This is a genomic window from Pseudotamlana agarivorans (assembly GCF_001642835.1).
Lineage (GTDB): Bacteria > Bacteroidota > Bacteroidia > Flavobacteriales > Flavobacteriaceae > Pseudotamlana > Pseudotamlana agarivorans.
The window spans coordinates 129,116-149,771 of record NZ_LXEI01000008.1 but is presented as its reverse complement, the minus strand read 5'-3'; the positions used below and the strand labels follow the sequence as shown (position 1 = coordinate 149,771).

Sequence of the window (20,656 nt, the reverse complement as noted above, 5' to 3'; positions counted from 1 at the left end):
GTTATCATGGATGTGAATGTTATAGAAGATATTATTAAAAGTCTAGAACAGCCTATAAAACTTTTTGAAGCTTCTAAATATGTGCCTATAGATTTATCGATTACCAATAGTGCGTTTTCAAAAGTCGATTTGAATTCTGTTGAGCAATTTAGTGCTTATATCGATAGCTTTCTTGCCAATCATGAGTCTGAAGTAGCTTATGGAGGCTATTTGGAAGTGCGCAATATTTATAAACGCAGCACCTATTTTTTAGAAGATAACCGAAAAGCTCGAAATATACACTTGGGTGTGGACTTTTGGTGTCCCGAGAATACACCCGTGTTAGCACCTATTATTGGTCAGGTTCATAGTTTTAAAAACAATACCAATTTTGGAGATTATGGTCCAACGATTATTTTAGAACATGAGGTAGAGAAACATACGTTTTATACACTTTATGGGCATTTAAGTGTGGATAGTATTTCTCAAATTTCAATCGGACAAACTTTCAATCCAGGTGATGTTTTAGGGCGATTGGGTGCTTCAGAAGTTAATGGTAATTATCCGCCACATTTGCATTTTCAAATCATAAAAGATATTCAGGGTCTTGAAGGTGATTATCCAGGAGTTTGTAGTAAACAAACTTTAGATTTTTACGAAAAGAATTGTCCGAATCCAGAACTATTGTTAAAGTTGTAACCATAACTTTCTTCCGCTAAATTAATTTGCTATTAGAATTAGATATATGTTTTTTTCGTACATTTAATACAGAACATTAATTATAAAAACTTATGAAACATTTTAATCCATTAAACAGTTTTGGTGCTTTTAAAACTCCCTTATTTAAAAAATTAAGCTTTAGCGTTTTGGCTGTTTTATTAGCGTTTTCTAGTGTAAACGCACAAACAGCTACCATCAAAACCGAAGAGGTTCATTTTGATAAGGGTACATCAGGAACTTTTATAGAGTCAAGTATAAAAGGAGAACAAATTGTCGATTATAAAATCAATGTGCGAAAAGGTCAATTTATGAACGTGAGTATGGTAACTGATAATACGGCAAATTATTTTAATATTATGGAGCCAGGTGAAGAGTATGTTGCTATTTATAACAGCTCTATGGACGAGAACATGTATGAAGGTGAATTGGCAGAAAGTGGTGATTATACCATCCGTGTTTACTTAATGCGTAGTGCAGCAAGACGTAATGAAAAAGCAAATTTCAAGTTAGAAATAAATGTAAGTTCTGAAGACTAACAGCTTGGCACTTTAATTTCAAAAGAATATCCTTTTATTCTAAATAAAAATCCCGATAGCAAATGCCTATCGGGATTTTTTTATATGGTCTAATTTTTACTTATACCAATTCTTTAGTACTTTTATTACAGAACCAATATTTTACTAGATGCCATGTTGCCGTCTGCTGTTCTTATAGTCAAGATGTAAAGATTTGCCTTTAAATTAGGATCTAAATTTATATCTATAATATTACTTGTCTTTTTAAAATCGTATGATTTAATTTTTTGACCAACATTATTGTATAGTGTTATTTCTGTTATGTTATTATCGCCAACAGCAACTTTTATTTGATGGTTGTAAGTAGGGTTAGGAAATGTTTTAAATTGAAAATCCTTACTTTTTTTGTTAACCGAAAGTGATGTCTCGGGTAAATCGAATGGATGTTGAAATCCGGTAACACCACTAAAATCAATTTTATAAAAATCATTAGGAGTTGTTACATATAAAGTGTTTAAACTAGAACAGCCGAAAGTACAGTTGGTTGGATTTTCTGTAAAATTAATGGTGTTAATTAAAGTACCGGATGTGTTAAAAATTTGAATCGATTTTTTTGCAGCTACGTATAAGTTACCATCTGTATCTAGCGCCATACCATCAGCAAGCGATTTTGGTTCCGAGTTATCTGTATCTGTTAATGTAGCAAAAACCGATTTGTTACTAATAAGCCCGGTGTTTAAATCGATGTCAAATTTTAAAATGTCATAGTTGTTTGAGTCACTTACAAATAAGGTCTTTCCGTCATTAGAAATAATTACGCCGTTAGGAAATTCAATACTACTATCAATTAAAGTTTTTGTTTTAGTTGTGCCTGGGCTTAAATAGTAGATTTCTTTTACATTAGGGTCTGTAACATAAACACCTCCTTTTTTATCTATACATAAATCATTTGGGTTTGTAAAGCCAGTTGCATAGGTGTCTTGTAATGTGCCGATAGTAGATTTTTCGGTTATTTGTCCGCCTTGAAATTCGCAAACAACTATATTCATATTCTTGTCAAACATAAGGCCATTTGTTCTTACACTAGAAGTAAATGCCGTAGAAAAGCTATTTGTAGAAACGGTATAAACTTCAACTTTCCTTGTTCCTACATCAGAAAAATAAATATGATCATTTCTATCCCAAACAGGGCGTTCAATAAAATTAAATTGACCAGAACTTAATTTTACAGGGGTTTGAGAAAAAGATTGAATACTGCTAAAAAGTATTGTGACTAAGAGTAATTGTAATTTCATTGTGTTAGTTTTTTTACAAAACTATCTTTTTAACACCCTTAAAACTTGTCCTAATTTACCTTGTACTAATAGTCTTTTATCTGTTACTGTGCTTCATTTTAATTATTTCTTAGCAACTTTGTTAATACAGTCTTTCGATTTTGTTTGGGAGGTGGAGTAACTCAAAACAATGAAGACAATTTTTAGTATGGTTCAAAATTCAATGAATAGTTGTAGCGTCATTCTGATCTCGTCGAATTCTTATACTCTTAGTATTTCGAATAGATATAGTATTTAAAACAAAAAAGCGGGTGTTGAAATTAATTTCAACACCCGCTTTTCATTTATAAGTTTCCTGTATACGCAGGAATTAATCTTCAACAATAACCCATTCACCTTTAGCTAATAAAGGTTCAGCTTGTTTGAATTTCATGGTTTTATTTTCACCATTCATAACGTTTTTAATCGTTACGCGATCATTTCGTCCAATTTTTGGAGCCGAACGTACAACAGTTTCCACAACTTCTGGTTGACGTTGCGTGTTACTTGCAGCTCTACTTTGAGCAGAACGCTCGTCTAGATTTGGGATTTCTTCTTTTTGAGTTTGCGTGTTTTCTTTTACACGTGTTTGTCTGGCCTCATGAATGGTATTTTGAGTTTCTTGAGGTAACTCACCCTTAAATAAGAATGAAATCACGTCTTTATTAACTTGGTCAATCATGCTTTTGAATAGTTCGAAAGCTTCAAATTTGTAAATTAATAAAGGATCTTTTTGCTCATGAACCGCTAATTGTACCGATTGCTTTAATTCGTCCATTTTACGTAAATGCGTTTTCCAGGCATCATCGATAATGGCTAGAGCAATGTTCTTTTCAAAGTCGGTAATTAATTGTTTACCGTTAGTTTCATAGGCCTTTTCAAGATCGGTAACTACGTTTAATGATTTTATCCCATCGGTAAATGGTACTACGATACGTTTAAACTTATCGCGTTGCGTTTCGTACACATTTTTAATAACAGGGAAAGCCATATCGGCATTACGCGCCATCTTTTCTTTATAATGATCGAAGGCTGCATGGTAAACTTTAGAAGTGATTTCTTGAGCCGATAATTTTCCGAATTCAGCTTCAGTAACTGGAGCACCCATTGAGAAATAACGAATCAACTCAAACTCAAAGTTTTTATAATCGTTAGCGATTTTGTTTTTTTCAGAAATAATTTCCGAAGTATCGAAAAGCATATTCGCTAAGTCTACACGCAAACGCTCTCCGTGTAAGGCGTGATGACGACGCTTATAAACCACTTCACGTTGTGCGTTCATCACATCATCATATTCTAATAGACGTTTACGAACACCAAAGTTGTTTTCTTCCACTTTTTTCTGAGCATTTTCAATAGATTTAGAAATCCAAGAGTGTTGAATAACTTCACCTTCTTTTAAGCCCATTTTATCCATCATTTTGGCAATACGTTCGCTACCAAATAAACGCATCAAGTTATCTTCTAATGACACGTAAAATTGTGAACTTCCGGGATCACCTTGACGACCAGCACGACCACGTAACTGTCTGTCTACACGACGCGAATCGTGACGCTCGGTACCAACGATGGCTAAACCACCAGCTTTTTTTACTTCTTCAGATAATTTAATATCGGTACCACGACCAGCCATATTGGTAGCGATAGTTACCTGCCCAGCATTACCAGCTTCAGCAACGATATCGGCTTCTCTTTTATGTTGTTTTGCGTTAAGTACATTATGTGGTATTTTTCTAATGCTAAGCATTTTTCCTAATAACTCACTAATTTCTACAGACGTTGTTCCAATTAATACAGGGCGCCCTGCTTGTGATAATTGGGTTACCTCGTCAATTACAGCATTGTATTTTTCACGCTTTGTTTTAAACACTAAATCGTCTCTATCATCACGAGCGATTGGGCGGTTGGTTGGAATTTCAACCACATCTAATTTATAGATTTCCCAGAACTCACCAGCTTCAGTAACCGCAGTACCTGTCATACCAGATAGTTTGCGGTACATTCTAAAGTAATTTTGAAGGGTTACCGTTGCAAAAGTCTGAGTAGCATCTTCAATTTTTACATTTTCTTTAGCTTCAATCGCTTGGTGAAGTCCGTCACTGTAACGACGTCCGTCCATAATACGACCAGTTTGCTCATCAACGATCATCACTTTATTATCCATCACCACATATTGTGTGTCTTTTTCAAATAAAGCGTAGGCTTTTAGTAATTGATTAAGGGTATGAATACGTTCAGATTTCACCCCAAAATCTTTGTATAAATCTTCTTTAAGAGTAGCTTCTTCTTCAGCAGAAAGCCCTTGACTTTCTATTTTAGCAATTTCATCACCAATTTCTGGTAAGATGAAAAAGTCTGGATTGTCTTTTCCTGAAATGTAATCAACCCCTTTGTCGGTTAATTCAACTTGATTATTTTTTTCTTCGATAACATAGTAAAGTTCCGCGTCTACCTTAGGCATTTCACGGTTGTTATCTTGCATGTAGAAGTTTTCAGTTTTTTGAAGCAGTTGTTTGATACCGTCTTCAGATAAAAACTTAATAAGCGCCTTGTTTTTAGGGATTCCGCGGTAAACACGTAACAATTGAAAAGCACCTTCTTTAGTATCACCTTCTTTAATTAATTTTTTAGCTTCTGCTAAAACACCCGTTAAATATTTACGTTGTACCGAAACAATGTCGTCAACTTTAGGCTTTAACTCATTAAATTCGTGATGATCACCTTTAGGAATTGGTCCAGAAATAATTAATGGCGTACGGGCATCATCAACTAATACAGAATCGACCTCATCGACAATGGCGTAGTTGTGTGGACGTTGCACTAAATCTTCTGGAGCATGTGCCATGTTATCACGTAAGTAATCGAAACCAAATTCGTTGTTGGTTCCGTAAGTGATGTCGGCATTATAAGCTTTTCTTCTTTCTTCAGAATTTGGTCTGTGGTAATCAATACAATCAACACTTAAACCATGAAACTGAAAAATTGGCGCCATCCAAGCGCTATCACGTTTCGCTAAGTAATCGTTAACCGTTACTAAGTGAACTCCTTTACCAGCTAGGGCATTTAAGTAAACAGGAAGTGTTGCCACTAATGTTTTACCTTCACCCGTTTGCATTTCGGCAATTTTACCTTGGTGCATGGCAATACCACCAATAAGTTGTACATCGTAGTGAATCATATCCCAAGTGATGGCTTTACCAGCAGCATCCCAAGAGTTTGCCCAAACAGCCTGATCGTCTTTAAGAACAACATAATCCTTTTCGCTTGAAATTAAGCGGTCAAATTCGTTAGCTGTAACTGAAATAGAGGTATTATGAACAAAACGTTTTGCAGTTTCTTTTACAACAGCAAAAGCTTCAGGAAGAATGTCGTTTAATACACTTTGAGTGACTTCGTAAGCTTCATCTTTAAGCTTATCGATGTCCAAGTATATATCTTCACGTTTATCAATGTCCTCGGTGTTTTCAGCCTCTAAAGTAAGATTCGCGATTTTTTCATCGATGGCCTTATTAGCTTCGGCAATTTTAGCCTTAAACTCGGCTGTTTTTGCTCTTAATTGGTCGTGAGATAATGCTTCTAGAGCAGATTCAAAAGTTTTTATTTTGGAAACTATTGGCGTAATAGCCTTGACATCTTGTTTCGATTTGTCGCCAACAAAAACTTTTAATACAGAATTTAAAAGATTCATGAGAGTTATTTTATGTGTTACACCTAGAACGTACTAGGGTTGTCTAATATATTTTAAATGGTTCTTTTCAAGCATTTTTAAGTGCTTCCAAAGATACATCTTGTTTAAAGATATGGATAAAAAAAAGCCTCAAATTGAGACTTTTTTAACTATTCTTTATGTGTTTGTTTAATATTCATCCTCATTCCAAAGGTAATCTTCATCTGTAGGATAGTCAGACCAAATTTCTTCAATAGAGTCATAAGAGTCTCCTTCATCTTCAATAGATTGTAAGTTTTCCACAACTTCTAAAGGGGCCCCTGTTCTAATGGCGTAATCTATAAGCTCATCCTTTGTTGCTGGCCAAGGTGCATCACTTAAATAAGATGCTAGTTCTAAAGTCCAATACATTTCTTACGTGTTTAATTTTGTGCAAAAATAAATTTTTAGTTTAAACAAGCAAGAAAAAAATGAATTATTTCATATTCAATGAGTTTTTTTGTTTTTAAAGCTCAAAAGAATGGTGACTTTTGAATATAAAGGGCTCAACATGAGTAAAAACCTTATTAAAAATCATCTCAAATTTTTAGTAAGATTTTTTAAAATGCATTTATCATTAATTACAAGAACGTCTTTGTTTATTGTGTATCGCCTATTAAAAATGGACGAGCTCAATAGCGCATGAAATTAAAGTCAATTAGCTTTCGTTTTTTTGAGGAATCCACTTAATTTCTTGTGCTCTTAAATCATAAGACAACTTCCGTGCCAACACAAAAAGGTAGTCAGATAGTCGGTTAAGGTAGGTTAAAGTATTGGCTTCAATAGGTTCTGTTTCATTAAGTTGAGAAGCTAGTCGCTCGGCTCTACGGCACACACAACGTGCTATATGACAGAATGACACAGACTGATTTCCGCCGGGTAAAATAAAGTGAGTCATTTCGGGAAGGGCTTCATTCATCATATCCATTTCATGCTCCAGTCGCTCGATATCTTCAATAGAGATTCTGGGTATATTTAGTCGCTCTTTACCATTTTTTAATGTGGCTTTGTCAGGATCGGTTGCTAATTCGGCACCTACCGTGAACAAGCGGTCTTGAATACGTATAATTAAATCAATATAATCTTGATGAATGGGTTGATCGCGTATTAAACCTAAATATGAGTTGAGTTCATCTACAGTACCATAACTTTCAATTCTGATGTGGTGTTTTGGAACTCTTGTGCCTCCAAATAAAGCTGTAGTGCCTTTATCGCCTGTTTTTGTATAAATTTTCATGTTTTATGTGTTTAGTGGTTTTAGTAAAAACCAAGCTTGTGATATAAGAAAAAGTTTGGGTTTAATAAGGTATGAAATGAAAACGACTTCCTATTTTCATTACAGATAGGAAAAATGACGTTTTATAGAAAATTAGCTTTTTGTTAACACAAATATCCTATTTTAGCCACAAAATAAACAACAAACAATTAAAAACTTATGAAAAAAATTACTTTGTTACTATTGACGCTTAGTGCATCTATTTACATGCATAGTCAATCTTTTAATGGGTTTCTCACCGATAACTACAGCGGTGTGAATAGTGTCATCCTCAACCCAGCTAATATTGTAGACTCTCGTTTTAAAACCGATATCAATATTGTAGGTGCCAGCACATTTGTGGGTAACGACTACACTGGGGTTAATTTTATGGATGCGGTAAAAGGGGATTTCGATTTTGATGATGACGCAAACACATATCCATCAGATAATAACAATGCCTTATGGAATACCGATATTTTAGGGCTTGCTTTCATGTTTAATCTTAACGAAAACAGTTCTTTAGCGGTAACCACTAGAGCTAGAGCCTTTGTAACAGCTCATAACGTTAACGGAAATCTTATCAAGAACTTTGATAGTGATGATAGTGAAGATGTTTATGTGGATGCTGGAAATTTAATTACAACAGGTCACGCTTGGGGAGAACTAGGAGTTACCTACGCGCGCGTTATTATAAACGATCGTACCAAGTTTTTAAAAGGAGGTTTAACGGTTAAGTATTTGCAAGGTGGTGGATCTGCTCGTTTAAATGGAAATAATGTCACGGCTAATTTGGTTGCCGATGGCGCTGGTCCAAATATGCCAACTCTCGAAACTACTGGTGAACTTACATACGCGGCTTTCGATACCTCTTTTGATGAAGATGGGTACGAATATGAATTGCCAAAAGCTTCAGGTGTTGGATTTGATTTAGGATTTGTATACGAATGGAGAACTAATTATCCAGACTACCAAAAAACAAATGCTAAAGGTGAAACGCATTATCTAAAAGATAAAAATAAATACAAACTGAAATTAGGTTTGTCTATTACCGATATAGGAAGCATCAATTATAAAGAAGGTGTTGAGGAAACTTATGATATAACCAGGGGAGCTGTAAGTGTAGAGGACATTGAAGATGATTTTGACAATGCTGATGACATTGAAGATTTTTTAAATAACTATTACACTATAGTAAATTCTAGTACGGGGTATAAAGTGAATTTACCTACGGCTTTACATTTTAATGCGGATTGGAGTTTTACGAATCGTTTCTATTTGAATTTAAACACCGATTTATCGCTTGTGTCTAAAGAAAAAGTAAGTGCAACTCGTGTGGCCAACACCGTGTCTTTAACACCTCGTTTTGAATCTAAGTTTTTTAGTTTTTATTTACCAATGGGTATAGTGCAGTATAGCGGATTCCAAGCAGGAGCAGGCTTTAGAGCAGGGCCTTTATATATTGGTTCGGGATCGGTATTATCAGCTTTAGTGAGTGATAACAGTAAGGCAGCCGATGTGTATGCTGGTGTAAAAATTCCTATTTACCAAGGTCGTTCAAAAGATAAAGATGATGATGGTGTTATTGATAAACTTGATGAATGTCCTAAAGTAGCAGGTCCAATTGAAAACAACGGTTGCCCATGGGGTGATGCTGATGCCGATGGTGTTCTTGATAACGTTGATGCTTGTCCTAACGAGGCTGGGCCAAAGGAAAATAAAGGTTGCCCTTGGGGAGATGATGATAATGATGCTGTTCTTGATAATGTAGATCAGTGCCCAACAGTTGCAGGACCTATTGAAAACAATGGTTGTCCTTGGCCTGATACTGATGCTGACGGTGTTTTAGACAACGTTGATAATTGTCCTGAAGTAGCCGGAACCGTAGCAAATAATGGGTGTCCTGAAGTACCAAAAGTTACAGAAGCGGTAATGAAAACTTTAAATGCTTATGCTAAAACCATCTTATTCCATAATGGAAAATCAACGGTGTTAGATGAGTCTAAGCAAGTTTTAGATAATATTGTGGGTATTTTACATGAGTATCCTGATTCTCATTTCTCGATTGACGGTCATACCGATAGTTCAGGATCTGAGGCATTAAACCAGAGATTATCTGAAGAACGTGCCAGTACTGTAATGACTTATTTCATCGAACACGGTATTAGTTCCGATCGTTTAACAAGTAAAGGTTATGGTGAATCTAACCCTATTGATGATAATTCGACCGCTGCAGGAAGAAGAAATAATAGAAGGGTAGAAGTTACTTTAGTTAAACAATAATCCTTTTAGAATTATATAATTTAAAAGCCTGTAACGAGACACGTTACAGGTTTTTTTATGATTTTTGCTTTCTGAAATTTATGAGGAAGCCGTTGTGTTACTTCTTCAAATTTTGCACCCTTTGCAGTAAAGTAGGGTGTGAATAGTGCATAAAAACATATGCAGGGTGCGGTGTTAAATTGCTTAAACTGTTTTTTGATAACTTTTTTAATGAGGTTATTAAAGGTTCTGCTTTGAAAGTGTTTTTAGCATAATCATCCGCTTGGTATTCGAATTTTCTTGAAAATAAATTCATAATAAGTCCCGTAATTTCTGAAATTGGTGCGTACAGCAACCCGAAGGCAATTAAGCCAATATGAAAGCTGGGGGTTTCAACACCTAAAGCGTTTGATAGTAAGGGATTTGATATAAATAAAGATAAGATGTACAATGTAATTCCTGTCAAAAGGATAGAAGCAAACAAATTAAAAATGATATGTTTCTTTTTATAATGACCAACTTCATGGGCTAAAACAGCAACAATTTCATCTTCATCTAAATCATTAATTAAGGTATCATACAAAGTAACGCGCTTCTCACTTCCAAACCCCGAAAAATAAGCATTGGCTTTCGTGCTTCGTTTGGAACCGTCAATAACAAATATTTTATCGAGTTTAAAACCTACGGTTTCAGCGTATTTTGAGATGCCATTTCTTAAACTTCCAGCTTCTAAAGGTGTTTGTTTGTTAAATAGAGGCACGATTAATTTTGAATAAAACATATTCATAAATAATGTGAATATGGCCATAAGTCCCCAGGCATATAACCAAAACTGTGTGCCTGTAACTTGGTAAAACCAGATGATGAGTGCTAAAATACTACCGCCGAGTATGGCCATCATTAACCAGCCCTTTAGTTTGTCTAAAAAGAACAATTTTTTAGTCGTTTTATTGAATCCGAATTTTTCTTCAATAACAAAAGTGCTATAATAAGAAAAGGGTGTGGTTAAAATGTCGCTACCAATCATTATAATGCCGAAGAAAACAAGCGCAATAATGATAGGGTTTTCACTAAAACTACGAGCCAAATTGTCTACAAATGCAAATCCGTCAAGTCCCAAAAAAGCTAAGGTTAAAACAATAGAAAATGATGAGGTTAATAAATCAAACTTATAGTTGGTGGCTTTATATTTTTGTGATGTTTTGTAGGCCTCTTCATCATAAACATCTTCCAGTACTTTGGGGAGTTTATCATTATAATGTTTGGCATTTAAAGCATCTAATATTTTATCGACAACAAAATTGACGATAATAATTGCAATAATGATGTAAAAAAGGCTTTGTGCGGTCATTTAGTTGTGTGCTGTTATTTTATTACGACTTTGCGATTTTTATTCTGATTCTTGGAGTTTTAAGTAGCTATTTTAGCATTAGTATTTTGAGGTTTTCTTTATTTCATTCATTATTTTTTCTAGCCCTCCAATTATTAAACTGTTCGCGTTATTCGCAAATGATATATTCTTAGTGAAAATGGCAGTTCCATTTGTTCCAAAAGCAGTTTGATGAAAAATGATTTGTAGTGTATTCAAATTATAAATTTCAACAGTAATGTTTCCTTGATTCGTATAATTATCATTATTGTCTCCAATAAGAATTGATCCTAGCTCATTTTTAATGGGTTGGGCTTTGATATTTATGTAATAATCAAAAGCAGTACCATTTCTTAAATCTTTTAAGATGTCTTCAGTTGGGTTTAACGGAATAAAATTTGGTACAATAATTCCATTTGTGTTTGATACATTAAATAATCTGTCGTTTAGGAAAATCTTGAAGTTTTTTGTAGCTATTTTATTTAAAATAGGTTTAATGTCTTCTGAAGATTGGACATCATTTAATAACCATTTTCCAGTTCTAAAATCAACATAAGGAGTAATCGTTCCTAAAGTGTATTTTGGTAAATGACAAGAGTTAAAAGTAAATACTACAAAAATAATAGGAATAAATATTTTTTTCAAACACATTTCTTTAATCTACCGTTAGTTGAAGTTTCGCTGCCTCTTAGCTTCAAAAACAAGAATACCCGCTGCAACCGATACATTCATGGAATCAATAGCACCTTGCATGGGGATAATGATGTTTTGTGTTGCATTTTCTCGCCATTCTTCACTTAGTCCAGTTGCCTCGGTGCCTACAACTATAGCTGTGGGTATTGTGAAATCTTGCGTGTGGTAGGGTTCTGACGCTTGTAGTGCAGCACAATAAATGTGAATGCCTTCAGTCTTTAAAAACTTAATGATTTCAGTGGTGCTTCCTGTTGCAATGGTGTTGGTGAATACACAACCAACGCTAGAACGGATGATATTCGGGTTGTATAAATCGGTTTTCGGATTGGCAATAATAACAGCGTCTACGTTAGCGGCATCAGCAGTTCTAAGTATAGCACCAATATTTCCTGGTTTTTCGGGAGCTTCAGCAATTAAAATTAAAGGACTTTTTGTATTGAACTTTAAAGCATTTAACTGATGTGACTTTGATTTAGCCACTGCTAAAATCCCTTCCGTAGTTTCCCTATAAGCCAGCTTTTGATAGACTTCTTTCGAAATTTCTATCATATCAACGTCTTCAGCATTAAGCGCTTCTACACGTTCTAAAGGATGTAATTCAGGGTTGAATAATATGGTTTCTATGTCAAATCCGCCTTGTATGGCTAACATAATTTCACGAGCGCCTTCTATTAAAAAAAGACCTGTTTTACGTCGTTCTCGAGACTTTTCTTTTAATTGGAAAAGTTGTTTTACAAACGAATTTTGTATGCTGGTAATGGCTTTCATATTTGAAAAACAAAAGTAAAGGATTTTATGTAATTAATCCGAAATGAACACGTCAAAACAAGAAACCTATTAAAACATAACATGAAAAAAATTATTTACTTATTTGTAGCACTTGCTTTTTGGAACTGTAAAGATGTGAAAAAAGAAACTGTAGTAACACCTGTAGAGACAGAAACTAAGGAAATAGCTGAAGAAAAGAAATATCCTGAAGCTTTAGAAAAAATATTTGAAGCTCATGGTGGCTTGGATCTTTGGAAAAGCATGCGGTTTTTAGAATTCGCCATGGAGAAAAATGGTGTTAATGAGGTTACTTCAACCGATTTATGGAACAGAAAGTCTTTAATTGAAACTCCAGATCATGCCTTAGGTTATGATGGGGAACAAGTTTGGTTAAAGAATAAGAATGATGCCGAATACAAAGGTAAACCTAAATTTTACTACAATTTGATGTTCTACTTTTATACCATGCCCTTTATTTTATCTGATGATGGTATTATTTATGGTGATATAGAACCACTGGTTTTTGAAGGTAAAACCTATCCAGGGATAAGAATAGGATACCAAAATGGTGTAGGGGAGTCTCCAGAAGATGAATATGCTATTTACTACAACCCAGAAACTTATAAAATGGAGTGGTTAGGTTATACTGTAACCTTCTTTACTCAAGAAAAAGCTAAAGAATGGCATTTTAGAAAATACAGTGAGTGGATGAATGTGGAAGGTTTGTTATTACCAAAAACAATTGTGAGGTATGAATATGAAAACAATTTACCTACAACTGTACATAGCGAAAACCATTTTGAAAACGTGAAAGTTTCTAAAGAAAAACCGAATCAGGAATTATTTGAAATGCCTGAAAACGCTCAAGTTATAGAGTAAATTATAAACTGTTTTTTTCAAAATAGTTAACTAAAAGCGCAACGACATAATTATAACTTTGCATGCCTTTGCTTTGTTTATTGGCTATTAAAAAACCGTTGTAAAAAGATTTAAAAAGAGGTTCGGCTGGATTTTGGTGTTTCTCCCAAAACTCACGAACCTCTTTGTAGTTTTTAAGAATACCAGGGTTTACAGTTTTTTCCATCCTTTCAAAAATATCGGGGTCTCGTCTATAAATTTCATTTAAGCAAAAACGCAGTCCAAAAGTATAACCCGTGTATTGAATGTAAGGATCAGGGTGTTTTATAGCCGCCATACTTCCGATAAAATTGGCTTCATTTTCGGCAGCATAACCTAATTGATGGGCGATTTCATGTGTGGTAGTTGTCGAAAGCTTATAAATAGGAATTAGTCCGTCTACCTGTGCTTCATTGGTAAACGGATTTAAATACCCGCTAAATCCCATATAGGTTAAAGGGTAGCTGAATAAAGATTGTTTCACGCTTTGTGGATGATAAGCTAAATGCGGAAAGGTTTCCTTTAAATATGTATACCCTTCAGGAGCCTTTTTAAATAATTCCGATTTATTATACGGCATCTCAACTTTTAAAGTGTCATTATTCGTAATCTTTATATGGATAGCATTCGACTTTTTGATGAGTCTTTCTGTGAAACTTATCAGTTGCTCTGTGGTGTAATCATGTTCCAGTTCTAAACTTTTGTGAAGCGGTTGTCGGTAGTAGTTTAAGCCCCAAAACAGATGAAAAACAAAGTAGAAAATAGAGAGCGTTGCAAAAACATCAATAAGCCAATTTTTGGTGTCCAGGCGTAAACGTTTCCTGTTTAAAACTAACCAACGTATCCCATAAACTATAGTTAAAGCATAAACCAAATCACCAAAGGAAAAAGGAATCCATCCTAAAATATAACGAGATAGTTTGGAGATTAATGGGTAGAACGCTTTGCTGTAGTAGGTCTCAACAAAATCAGGGTAATTGGAAAGTATTCTAACAATGATAATTTGAGGAAATATAGCAAGTGCTATGATTGTTTTTTTGTCTTTGAGCATCATCAAAAATAGTAAAAAAAATAGAGCATATAATTTTCAATTTTTAAAGTTTTTATAAGGTTAAACTTTGTTAAATCTTAAATATTACAGAATCATTAAGATGCTGAGGTCGCCCCATTTTTCTATCTTTGACGGATAAAATAATCACAAAATGAACACAGATATAAGACAATTAGAACCTCAAGCCCTTTGGAATAAATTCGCCGATTTAAATGCAGTCCCACGACCTTCTAAAAAAGAAGAAAGGGTCATCGCTTTTATGAAGGCTTTTGGTGAAAATTTAGGTTTTGAAACACTGGTTGATGCCGTTGGTAATGTGATTATTAAAAAGCCAGCAACCTCTGGTATGGAAGACCGAGTAACCGTTGTGATGCAATCACATTTAGATATGGTGCACCAAAAGAATAACGATACCGACTTTGATTTTGACACACAGGGTATTGATATGTATGTTGATGGCGATTGGGTACGCGCTAAAGGCACTACTTTAGGTGCCGATAACGGATTAGGTGTTGCTACTATTATGGCGATTCTAGAAAGTGATTCTATTGCTCATCCAGCTATAGAAGCTCTTTTTACTATTGATGAAGAAACCGGTATGACTGGTGCCATGGGCTTAAAAGGCGGGTTACTTTCAGGAGGTATATTGTTGAATTTAGATACCGAAGAAGACGATGAAATTGGAGTGGGCTGCGCCGGAGGAATTGATGTTACCGCGACACGACAGTATGAAGAAGAAGAAACTTCAGAAATTAAAATTGGCTATAAAATTGAAGTGAAAGGTTTGCAAGGCGGACATTCAGGTATGCAAATTCATGAAGGCTTAGGGAATGCTAATAAATTGATGAATCGTATTTTACACGATAAATTTGAAGCTTTTGGGTTACGTATTTCATCCATTGACGGAGGAAGTTTACGTAATGCGATTCCTAGAGAAAGTGCAGCTATTGTGGCTATTGACGCTATGAAGGAGGATGATTTTGTTGCCGAGATTAAAAACCTAGAAGCGATTATAAAAAAGGAGCTTAAAACCATGGAGCCCGATTTAAGTATCACAGCTTCAAAATGTGAAACGCCGGAAAAGGTTATGGATTTAATGACCCAAGAGGGATTCACAAGAGCTATGTATGCGGCAATAAATGGTGTGTATCGTATGAGTGCTGATATTCCAGAACTGGTAGAAACGTCTAATAATATTGCTAGAGTCATTGTTGAAGATGGTGATATGCATATTGGTTGCTTAACTCGATCTTCTGTAGAAAGTTCTAAAATTGATTTAGTAAATGCTTTACAATCAACTTTCGAATTGATAGGCTGCGAGGTTGAGGCTTCAGGCGATTATCCTGGGTGGACACCTAATATGGATTCTGCTATTTTAAAAGTGATGACTAAAGTTTATGAAGATTTAAATGATGAAAAACCTCATGTAGCCGCCTGTCACGCCGGACTAGAATGTGGCATTCTAGGTCAGAATTATCCAGAAATGGATATGATTAGTTTTGGACCAACCATTAAAGGTGCACACTCTCCAGATGAACGTGCTCAGATTTCTTCAGTTCAAAAGTATTGGAAGTTTGTTTTAGAGATTTTGAAGCAGATTCCTGTGAAATAGGTTTATTTGTTTAACTATGGATTTGTTTAACCGTTAAACAGTGGATTCATTGAACTATTTCTGTCATACCGACGGTAGGAGGTATCTTTTTAAGTGTAAGTTTTTATTTAAAAGATGTCTCACTGTGTTTGACATGACAAGTGACACTCACAATTAAACGATTCAACAAATCAACCAATAAACAACAAAATCAAGGTACAGGATCATAACCCGAACCACCCCAAGGATGACAACTGAAAATTCGCTTTATAGCCAACCAACCGCCTTTAAAAAAACCATGTTTGGTCAAAGCTTCCTTGGCATATTGAGAGCAAGTAGGGTGGAATCTGCAAGTCGCAGGGGTTAAAGGGGAAATAAGTGTTTGATACACTTTTATTAAAAGTAAAAAAGGCGCTATCAGTATTTTTTTAAGCATGCTTATTTACTTTTAATAAAGTGTATTCTATTATAGATGGTATCTTTTTATTGAATTGAAAAAGTAGTGCCGTCTTTGCCGTCTTTGAGCTGAATACCTACTTCAGCCAGTTCATCACGGATTTTATCTGATAAAGCAAAATCTTTATTCGCTCTAGCTTCTTGTCTGAGTTTAATTAAAACATCGACAGCTCCAGAAAGTTTATCGGTTCCAGTGCTGTTATCAGCATTGTTTTCCAAACCAAGAACATCAAAAACAAAGGTGTTTAAAGTGTCTTTTAAGATGTTTAAGTCATCAGAAGTGAGGGTTTCACTACCTTCTTTAAGCTGATTGATATATTTTGCTGCTTCAAATAAATGAGCGATTAAAATTGGCGAATTAAAATCATCGTTCATCGCATCATAGCATTTTTGTTTCCATGATTCAATGTCTAATGATGAAGCATTTGAAGCTTGTATGCCACCTAGCAAATTCATGGCTTCCATCAATCTGTTAAAGCCTTTTTCACTTGCTAATAATCCGTCGTCCGTTAAGTCTAAAACACTTCGGTAAGATGATTGTGCAATAAAGAAGCGAATCACACTTGGTGCATAAGCTTTACTGAAAAATTTATTGTCTCCTGAAAGTAATTCGTGAGGATTCACAGTATTTCCAGTGGATTTAGACATACGTTGCCCGTTTAACTCTAGCATATTGGCATGCATCCAATAATTTACAGGTGATTTTCCTAAAGCGGCTTCATTTTGAGCTATTTCGCATTCGTGGTGTGGAAATTTTAAATCCATTCCGCCACCGTGAATGTCAAATTGTTCTCCTAAGTATTTGGTGCTCATGGCGGTACATTCTAAGTGCCACCCAGGAAATCCATCACTCCAAGGTGAAGGCCAGCGCATAATGTGCTGTGGTTCGGCTTTTTTCCAAAGCGCAAAATCTTGAGGATTCTTTTTATCGCTTTGTCCGTCTAAGGTTCGTGTGTTGTGAATTAAATCATCAAGTTTACGTTTACTCAACTTGCCGTACTCATTCGTCTCATTAAACTTATGGACATCAAAGTACACCGAGCCATTTACGACATAGGCAAATCCGTTGTCAATAATATTTTTTATGAGTTCAATTTGCTCGATAATATGTCCCGTAGCAGTAGGCTCAATACTTGGCGGTAAAAAGTTAAAGGTATTTAAAATGTTATGAAAATCTACGGTGTATCGTTGTACGACTTCCATAGGTTCAATTTGTTCTAAACGCGCTTTTTTGGTGATTTTATCTTCACCAACATCAGCATCATTTTCTAAATGCCCTGCATCTGTAATGTTTCTTACATAGCGTACTTTGTAACCCAAATGCTTCAAATAGCGAAAAATCATGTCAAAAGACATAAATGTTCTCACGTTACCCAAGTGTACATTACTATAAACCGTAGGACCACAAACATACATGCCAATGTGGCCTTCATTAATAGGTTTAAATGTTTCTTTTTTTCCGGATAATGAATTGTAAATCTTTAGGGATTGCGATTGGTATAGCTGCATGCGGATTTAGATGACAAGTTTTTTTGATGAATGAACTAAAAAGTAGTGTCTAATTTTATATAGTCTAAAAATTCACGACGGGTACCCATATCTTTAAATTTTCCTCCAAACTCTGAAGTTACGGTACTACTTTCAATGTCGCGAATACCTCTTGAGTTTACGCATAAATGTTTAGCATCAATCACACAAGCTACATCTTTTGTGCCTAATACTCTTTGAAGTTCTCTAACGATTTGAATGGTTAAACGTTCTTGAACTTGTGGGCGCTTTGCAAAGTAATCTACAACACGATTCATTTTAGATAAACCAACTACAGTACCATTTGAAATATAAGCGATATGTGCTCTACCAACTATAGGGAGTAAGTGGTGCTCGCAAGTTGAATAAACCGTGATGTTTTTTTCAACCAGCATTTCGCCATACTTGTATTTGTTGTCGAAAGTTGAAGCGCTAGGCTTTTTAGCAGGATCTAATCCGCCAAAAATTTCTTTAACAAACATTTTTGCTACACGGTTTGGAGTTCCTTTTAGGCTGTCATCGGTTAAATCTAAACCTAAAGTTTCCATGATATGACGCACATCATCTTTAATAATGTCTATTTTTTCTTCGTTAGACAGTTTAAAAGCATCATTTCGCATTGGTGTATCTTCCGAAGTACCAATGTGTTCTTCTCCTAAGGCGTCAAAATCGTCTAAATTACTATCGAATTTCATCTGTTAAAATCTATTGTTTTTTCAACAATCATAAAAGTCATTCATTGTTACTTCTTTGTTAACAAGAGTTTTATGTTAGAATGACGAATGATTTGTATTTCAAAAATTAGTTTGCAAAGATAAGCAATTCCGTTTTGTTATACTTGGTGTTGATAAAATATTAATTTTTTGCTTTAGTCTGAATATTGCCCTATTCATTACAAGCCGTTTTTTATATAAATTATGACCAATTCAAAAGACCATTTAAAACTGTATGGAGCTTTCAAATGGTCTTTAAGTGTTGAGGTGTTTTTATATTGTTAAATACTGAATCCTAGGGATATCGTAAAGTTTTGATTTTTTCTGTCAATTGAAGCAAATGGAGATCCACCACCATTTAGATTGTAAAGGTTATTTTGGTATGATCTATTTGCTTGATCGTACGTGAAATCTAGTTTGGTGTTTCCAAAATTTAAACCAATACCAAAAGAATAACCGCTTAAATCACTTACCGTTACACCGTCTTTGTACGGACTATCTTCATAGCGGTAACCACCACGTAAACTAAGTAAATCTATGACTCTGTATTCTGCACCAACTCGATAAGTTGATACGTTGGTTAAAGAATTTTGGATGAATGCATTTTGATCCATAAAATAGGGGTCATACGTTGGTCCAAATTCTGTGTTGGCTAAATTTTGATTTGAGTAATCAAAGCTGATGAGCCCGCGTTTCGCAATAATATAAGCCAAACTAGCTGTTATTTTCGATGGTGTTTGAAGCTGATATCTTGGTAGCACATTAATAATTCTTGGGTCTACAATTTGTGTGGTTGGTACACCCGAAACATCTCTTTCAGTACTAATATATTGTGTCGTTTCTTCGTCGATAGAGTACCATGTTGGTGAATCGTAAATTAAACCAACTCTAAGATCTGGCGTGATATTGTAAATCCCTCCAAGTTGAAAAGAGAATCCAGCACCTGTAGTAAGTAAACTGTTTCGAAAATTAATATGATTTACCACAGACCCAGTGTTATTATTGTCTTCGAGTAATGCTGTAGTGCGTTCATAATTAATGAAATGAGAATTTAGGTTTAGTCCTAAAGATAGCTTGTCTTCAAATTGTGTTGCAAAGTTAAAGGTCATTTTGCCATTATAGCCAGTAGCTACGTAAGTGTAGTCGTGGTAAAAATTTCCTGCAGCTACATTTGAAAAATAAGTAGTGTTGTCATCATCATCAAATTCAGGGTCAAGAATGAAAGATTCATATCCTAAGAACGCTTGTTGGTTACCATAGCCAAATTGATTACCTATTTCTCGGTAGGCACGATCAATGGATTCTCCATTTATCGCAGAAATATCAGCGAGTCTTTGTCCATCGGCATAATCATAAAAATAGCTAGCTATCGAATTACTGAAATTTCCATCGTCATTGGTGTTAAGTCCTCTGGCATTCCAAAAGTTATTAAAATTACTCGTTCGCTCGTAATTAAAGGACATGGCAAATTTGTTCCATTTCGAATAACTGTTTCTGTTATCAAAAATTAAAGTAGCACCACCTTGGTTGATACTAAAATTAGAGTCATTAGTGTTTGTGTATTCATTAAAGTAAAGGGTTTCATTTTTCACATTGGCATTAGACCCTGTAACTGTAATGTTACTATGACTAAATACAACGGAACCTGCAGGATTCAAACCTACAGCGCTCATATCTCCACCAAGAGCTCCAAAAGCCCCACTTAGTGCTCTAAAGCGAGCAGTTCCTTGAGGTTCATTTTGCGAATATCTTAAAGCATCAGTAATGTCTTGAGCATAAATACCTGTAAATGTGAAAGCGCTTAAGAGTAGTAAACTAATCTTTTTCATATATGTTATTGA

Annotated in this window: 17 protein-coding genes; 5 read left to right on the top strand and 12 right to left on the bottom strand. The window is 34.9% G+C overall.

All coding sequences use genetic code 11. From position 1 onward, the window contains the following. The first annotated feature begins 6 nt into the window (after window positions 1-6). Window positions 7-678: a peptidoglycan DD-metalloendopeptidase family protein gene (locus tag A6I66_RS10100; RefSeq protein ID WP_067148683.1), complete on the top strand. Its 672-nt coding sequence runs from the start codon at window positions 7-9 to the stop codon at window positions 676-678. A 92-nt stretch (window positions 679-770) separates the two neighbouring features. Further along, window positions 771-1,235: a hypothetical protein gene (locus A6I66_RS10095; protein ID WP_084399617.1), complete on the top strand. Its 465-nt coding sequence runs from the start codon at window positions 771-773 to the stop codon at window positions 1,233-1,235. Window positions 1,236-1,360: 125 nt separating this feature from the next. On the opposite strand, the gene A6I66_RS10090 is transcribed toward A6I66_RS10095, so the two are convergent. The 4 genes from A6I66_RS10090 to A6I66_RS10075 form a co-directional block, all read right to left on the bottom strand. Continuing rightward, complete coding sequence (locus A6I66_RS10090; RefSeq protein ID WP_067148679.1) at window positions 1,361-2,509, bottom strand: SMP-30/gluconolactonase/LRE family protein; 1,149 nt, start codon at window positions 2,507-2,509, stop codon at window positions 1,361-1,363. A gap of 349 nt (window positions 2,510-2,858) precedes the next feature. Continuing rightward, window positions 2,859-6,215: a preprotein translocase subunit SecA gene (secA, locus tag A6I66_RS10085; protein ID WP_067148676.1), complete on the bottom strand. Its 3,357-nt coding sequence runs from the start codon at window positions 6,213-6,215 to the stop codon at window positions 2,859-2,861. 168 nt (window positions 6,216-6,383) lie between these two features. After that, entirely contained in the window at window positions 6,384-6,605 is a 222-nt protein-coding gene (locus A6I66_RS10080; protein ID WP_019387375.1) for a DUF2795 domain-containing protein, read from the bottom strand. A 286-nt stretch (window positions 6,606-6,891) separates the two neighbouring features. Continuing rightward, window positions 6,892-7,470: a cob(I)yrinic acid a,c-diamide adenosyltransferase gene (locus A6I66_RS10075; RefSeq protein ID WP_067148673.1), complete on the bottom strand. Its 579-nt coding sequence runs from the start codon at window positions 7,468-7,470 to the stop codon at window positions 6,892-6,894. Between the two features lie 198 nt (window positions 7,471-7,668). Between A6I66_RS10075 and A6I66_RS10070 the strand changes: the two genes are divergently transcribed. Continuing rightward, complete coding sequence (locus A6I66_RS10070) at window positions 7,669-9,771, top strand: DUF5723 family protein (protein ID WP_067148671.1); 2,103 nt, start codon at window positions 7,669-7,671, stop codon at window positions 9,769-9,771. 97 nt (window positions 9,772-9,868) lie between these two features. On the opposite strand, the gene A6I66_RS10065 is transcribed toward A6I66_RS10070, so the two are convergent. The 3 genes from A6I66_RS10065 to A6I66_RS10055 form a co-directional block, all read right to left on the bottom strand. After that, window positions 9,869-11,101 (bottom strand): M48 family metallopeptidase, encoded by a 1,233-nt coding sequence (locus tag A6I66_RS10065; RefSeq protein WP_067148667.1) that lies wholly within the window; start codon window positions 11,099-11,101, stop codon window positions 9,869-9,871. A gap of 78 nt (window positions 11,102-11,179) precedes the next feature. Then, window positions 11,180-11,764 carry a hypothetical protein gene (locus A6I66_RS10060; protein WP_157614179.1) on the bottom strand — a complete coding sequence of 195 codons (585 nt, stop codon included), beginning with the start codon at window positions 11,762-11,764 and terminating at the stop codon, window positions 11,180-11,182. 21 nt (window positions 11,765-11,785) lie between these two features. Continuing rightward, a complete protein-coding gene (locus A6I66_RS10055) occupies window positions 11,786-12,580 on the bottom strand; it encodes a TrmH family RNA methyltransferase (RefSeq protein WP_067148662.1) in 795 nt (264 codons plus the stop codon). 81 nt (window positions 12,581-12,661) lie between these two features. Here A6I66_RS10055 and A6I66_RS10050 point away from each other — a divergent pair, with 81 nt between their 5' ends. Then, on the top strand, window positions 12,662-13,459 hold the full coding sequence (locus A6I66_RS10050; RefSeq protein ID WP_067148659.1) for a DUF6503 family protein: 798 nt from the start codon (window positions 12,662-12,664) through the stop codon (window positions 13,457-13,459). A gap of 1 nt (window position 13,460) precedes the next feature. On the opposite strand, the gene A6I66_RS10045 is transcribed toward A6I66_RS10050, so the two are convergent. Continuing rightward, a complete protein-coding gene (locus A6I66_RS10045; RefSeq protein WP_317047681.1) occupies window positions 13,461-14,531 on the bottom strand; it encodes a DUF3810 domain-containing protein in 1,071 nt (356 codons plus the stop codon). A gap of 148 nt (window positions 14,532-14,679) precedes the next feature. Here A6I66_RS10045 and A6I66_RS10040 point away from each other — a divergent pair, with 148 nt between their 5' ends. After that, window positions 14,680-16,140 carry an aminoacyl-histidine dipeptidase gene (locus A6I66_RS10040; RefSeq protein ID WP_067148656.1) on the top strand — a complete coding sequence of 487 codons (1,461 nt, stop codon included), beginning with the start codon at window positions 14,680-14,682 and terminating at the stop codon, window positions 16,138-16,140. 190 nt (window positions 16,141-16,330) lie between these two features. On the opposite strand, the gene yidD is transcribed toward A6I66_RS10040, so the two are convergent. The 4 genes from yidD to A6I66_RS10020 all read right to left on the bottom strand — a co-directional run bounded on the left by yidD (window position 16,331) and on the right by A6I66_RS10020 (window position 20,644). Next, window positions 16,331-16,555, bottom strand: coding sequence for a membrane protein insertion efficiency factor YidD (yidD, locus tag A6I66_RS10035; protein WP_067148653.1), 225 nt, complete (start codon window positions 16,553-16,555; stop codon window positions 16,331-16,333). Window positions 16,556-16,602: 47 nt separating this feature from the next. Continuing rightward, a complete protein-coding gene (cysS, locus tag A6I66_RS10030) occupies window positions 16,603-18,084 on the bottom strand; it encodes a cysteine--tRNA ligase (protein WP_067148649.1) in 1,482 nt (493 codons plus the stop codon). A gap of 35 nt (window positions 18,085-18,119) precedes the next feature. Beyond that, entirely contained in the window at window positions 18,120-18,797 is a 678-nt protein-coding gene (folE, locus tag A6I66_RS10025) for a GTP cyclohydrolase I FolE (protein WP_067148646.1), read from the bottom strand. A 299-nt stretch (window positions 18,798-19,096) separates the two neighbouring features. Beyond that, the gene (locus tag A6I66_RS10020) at window positions 19,097-20,644 is read right to left on the bottom strand and encodes an OmpP1/FadL family transporter (RefSeq protein WP_067148643.1); all 1,548 of its coding nucleotides are present in this window, start codon (window positions 20,642-20,644) and stop codon (window positions 19,097-19,099) included. Window positions 20,645-20,656: the final 12 nt, after the last annotated feature.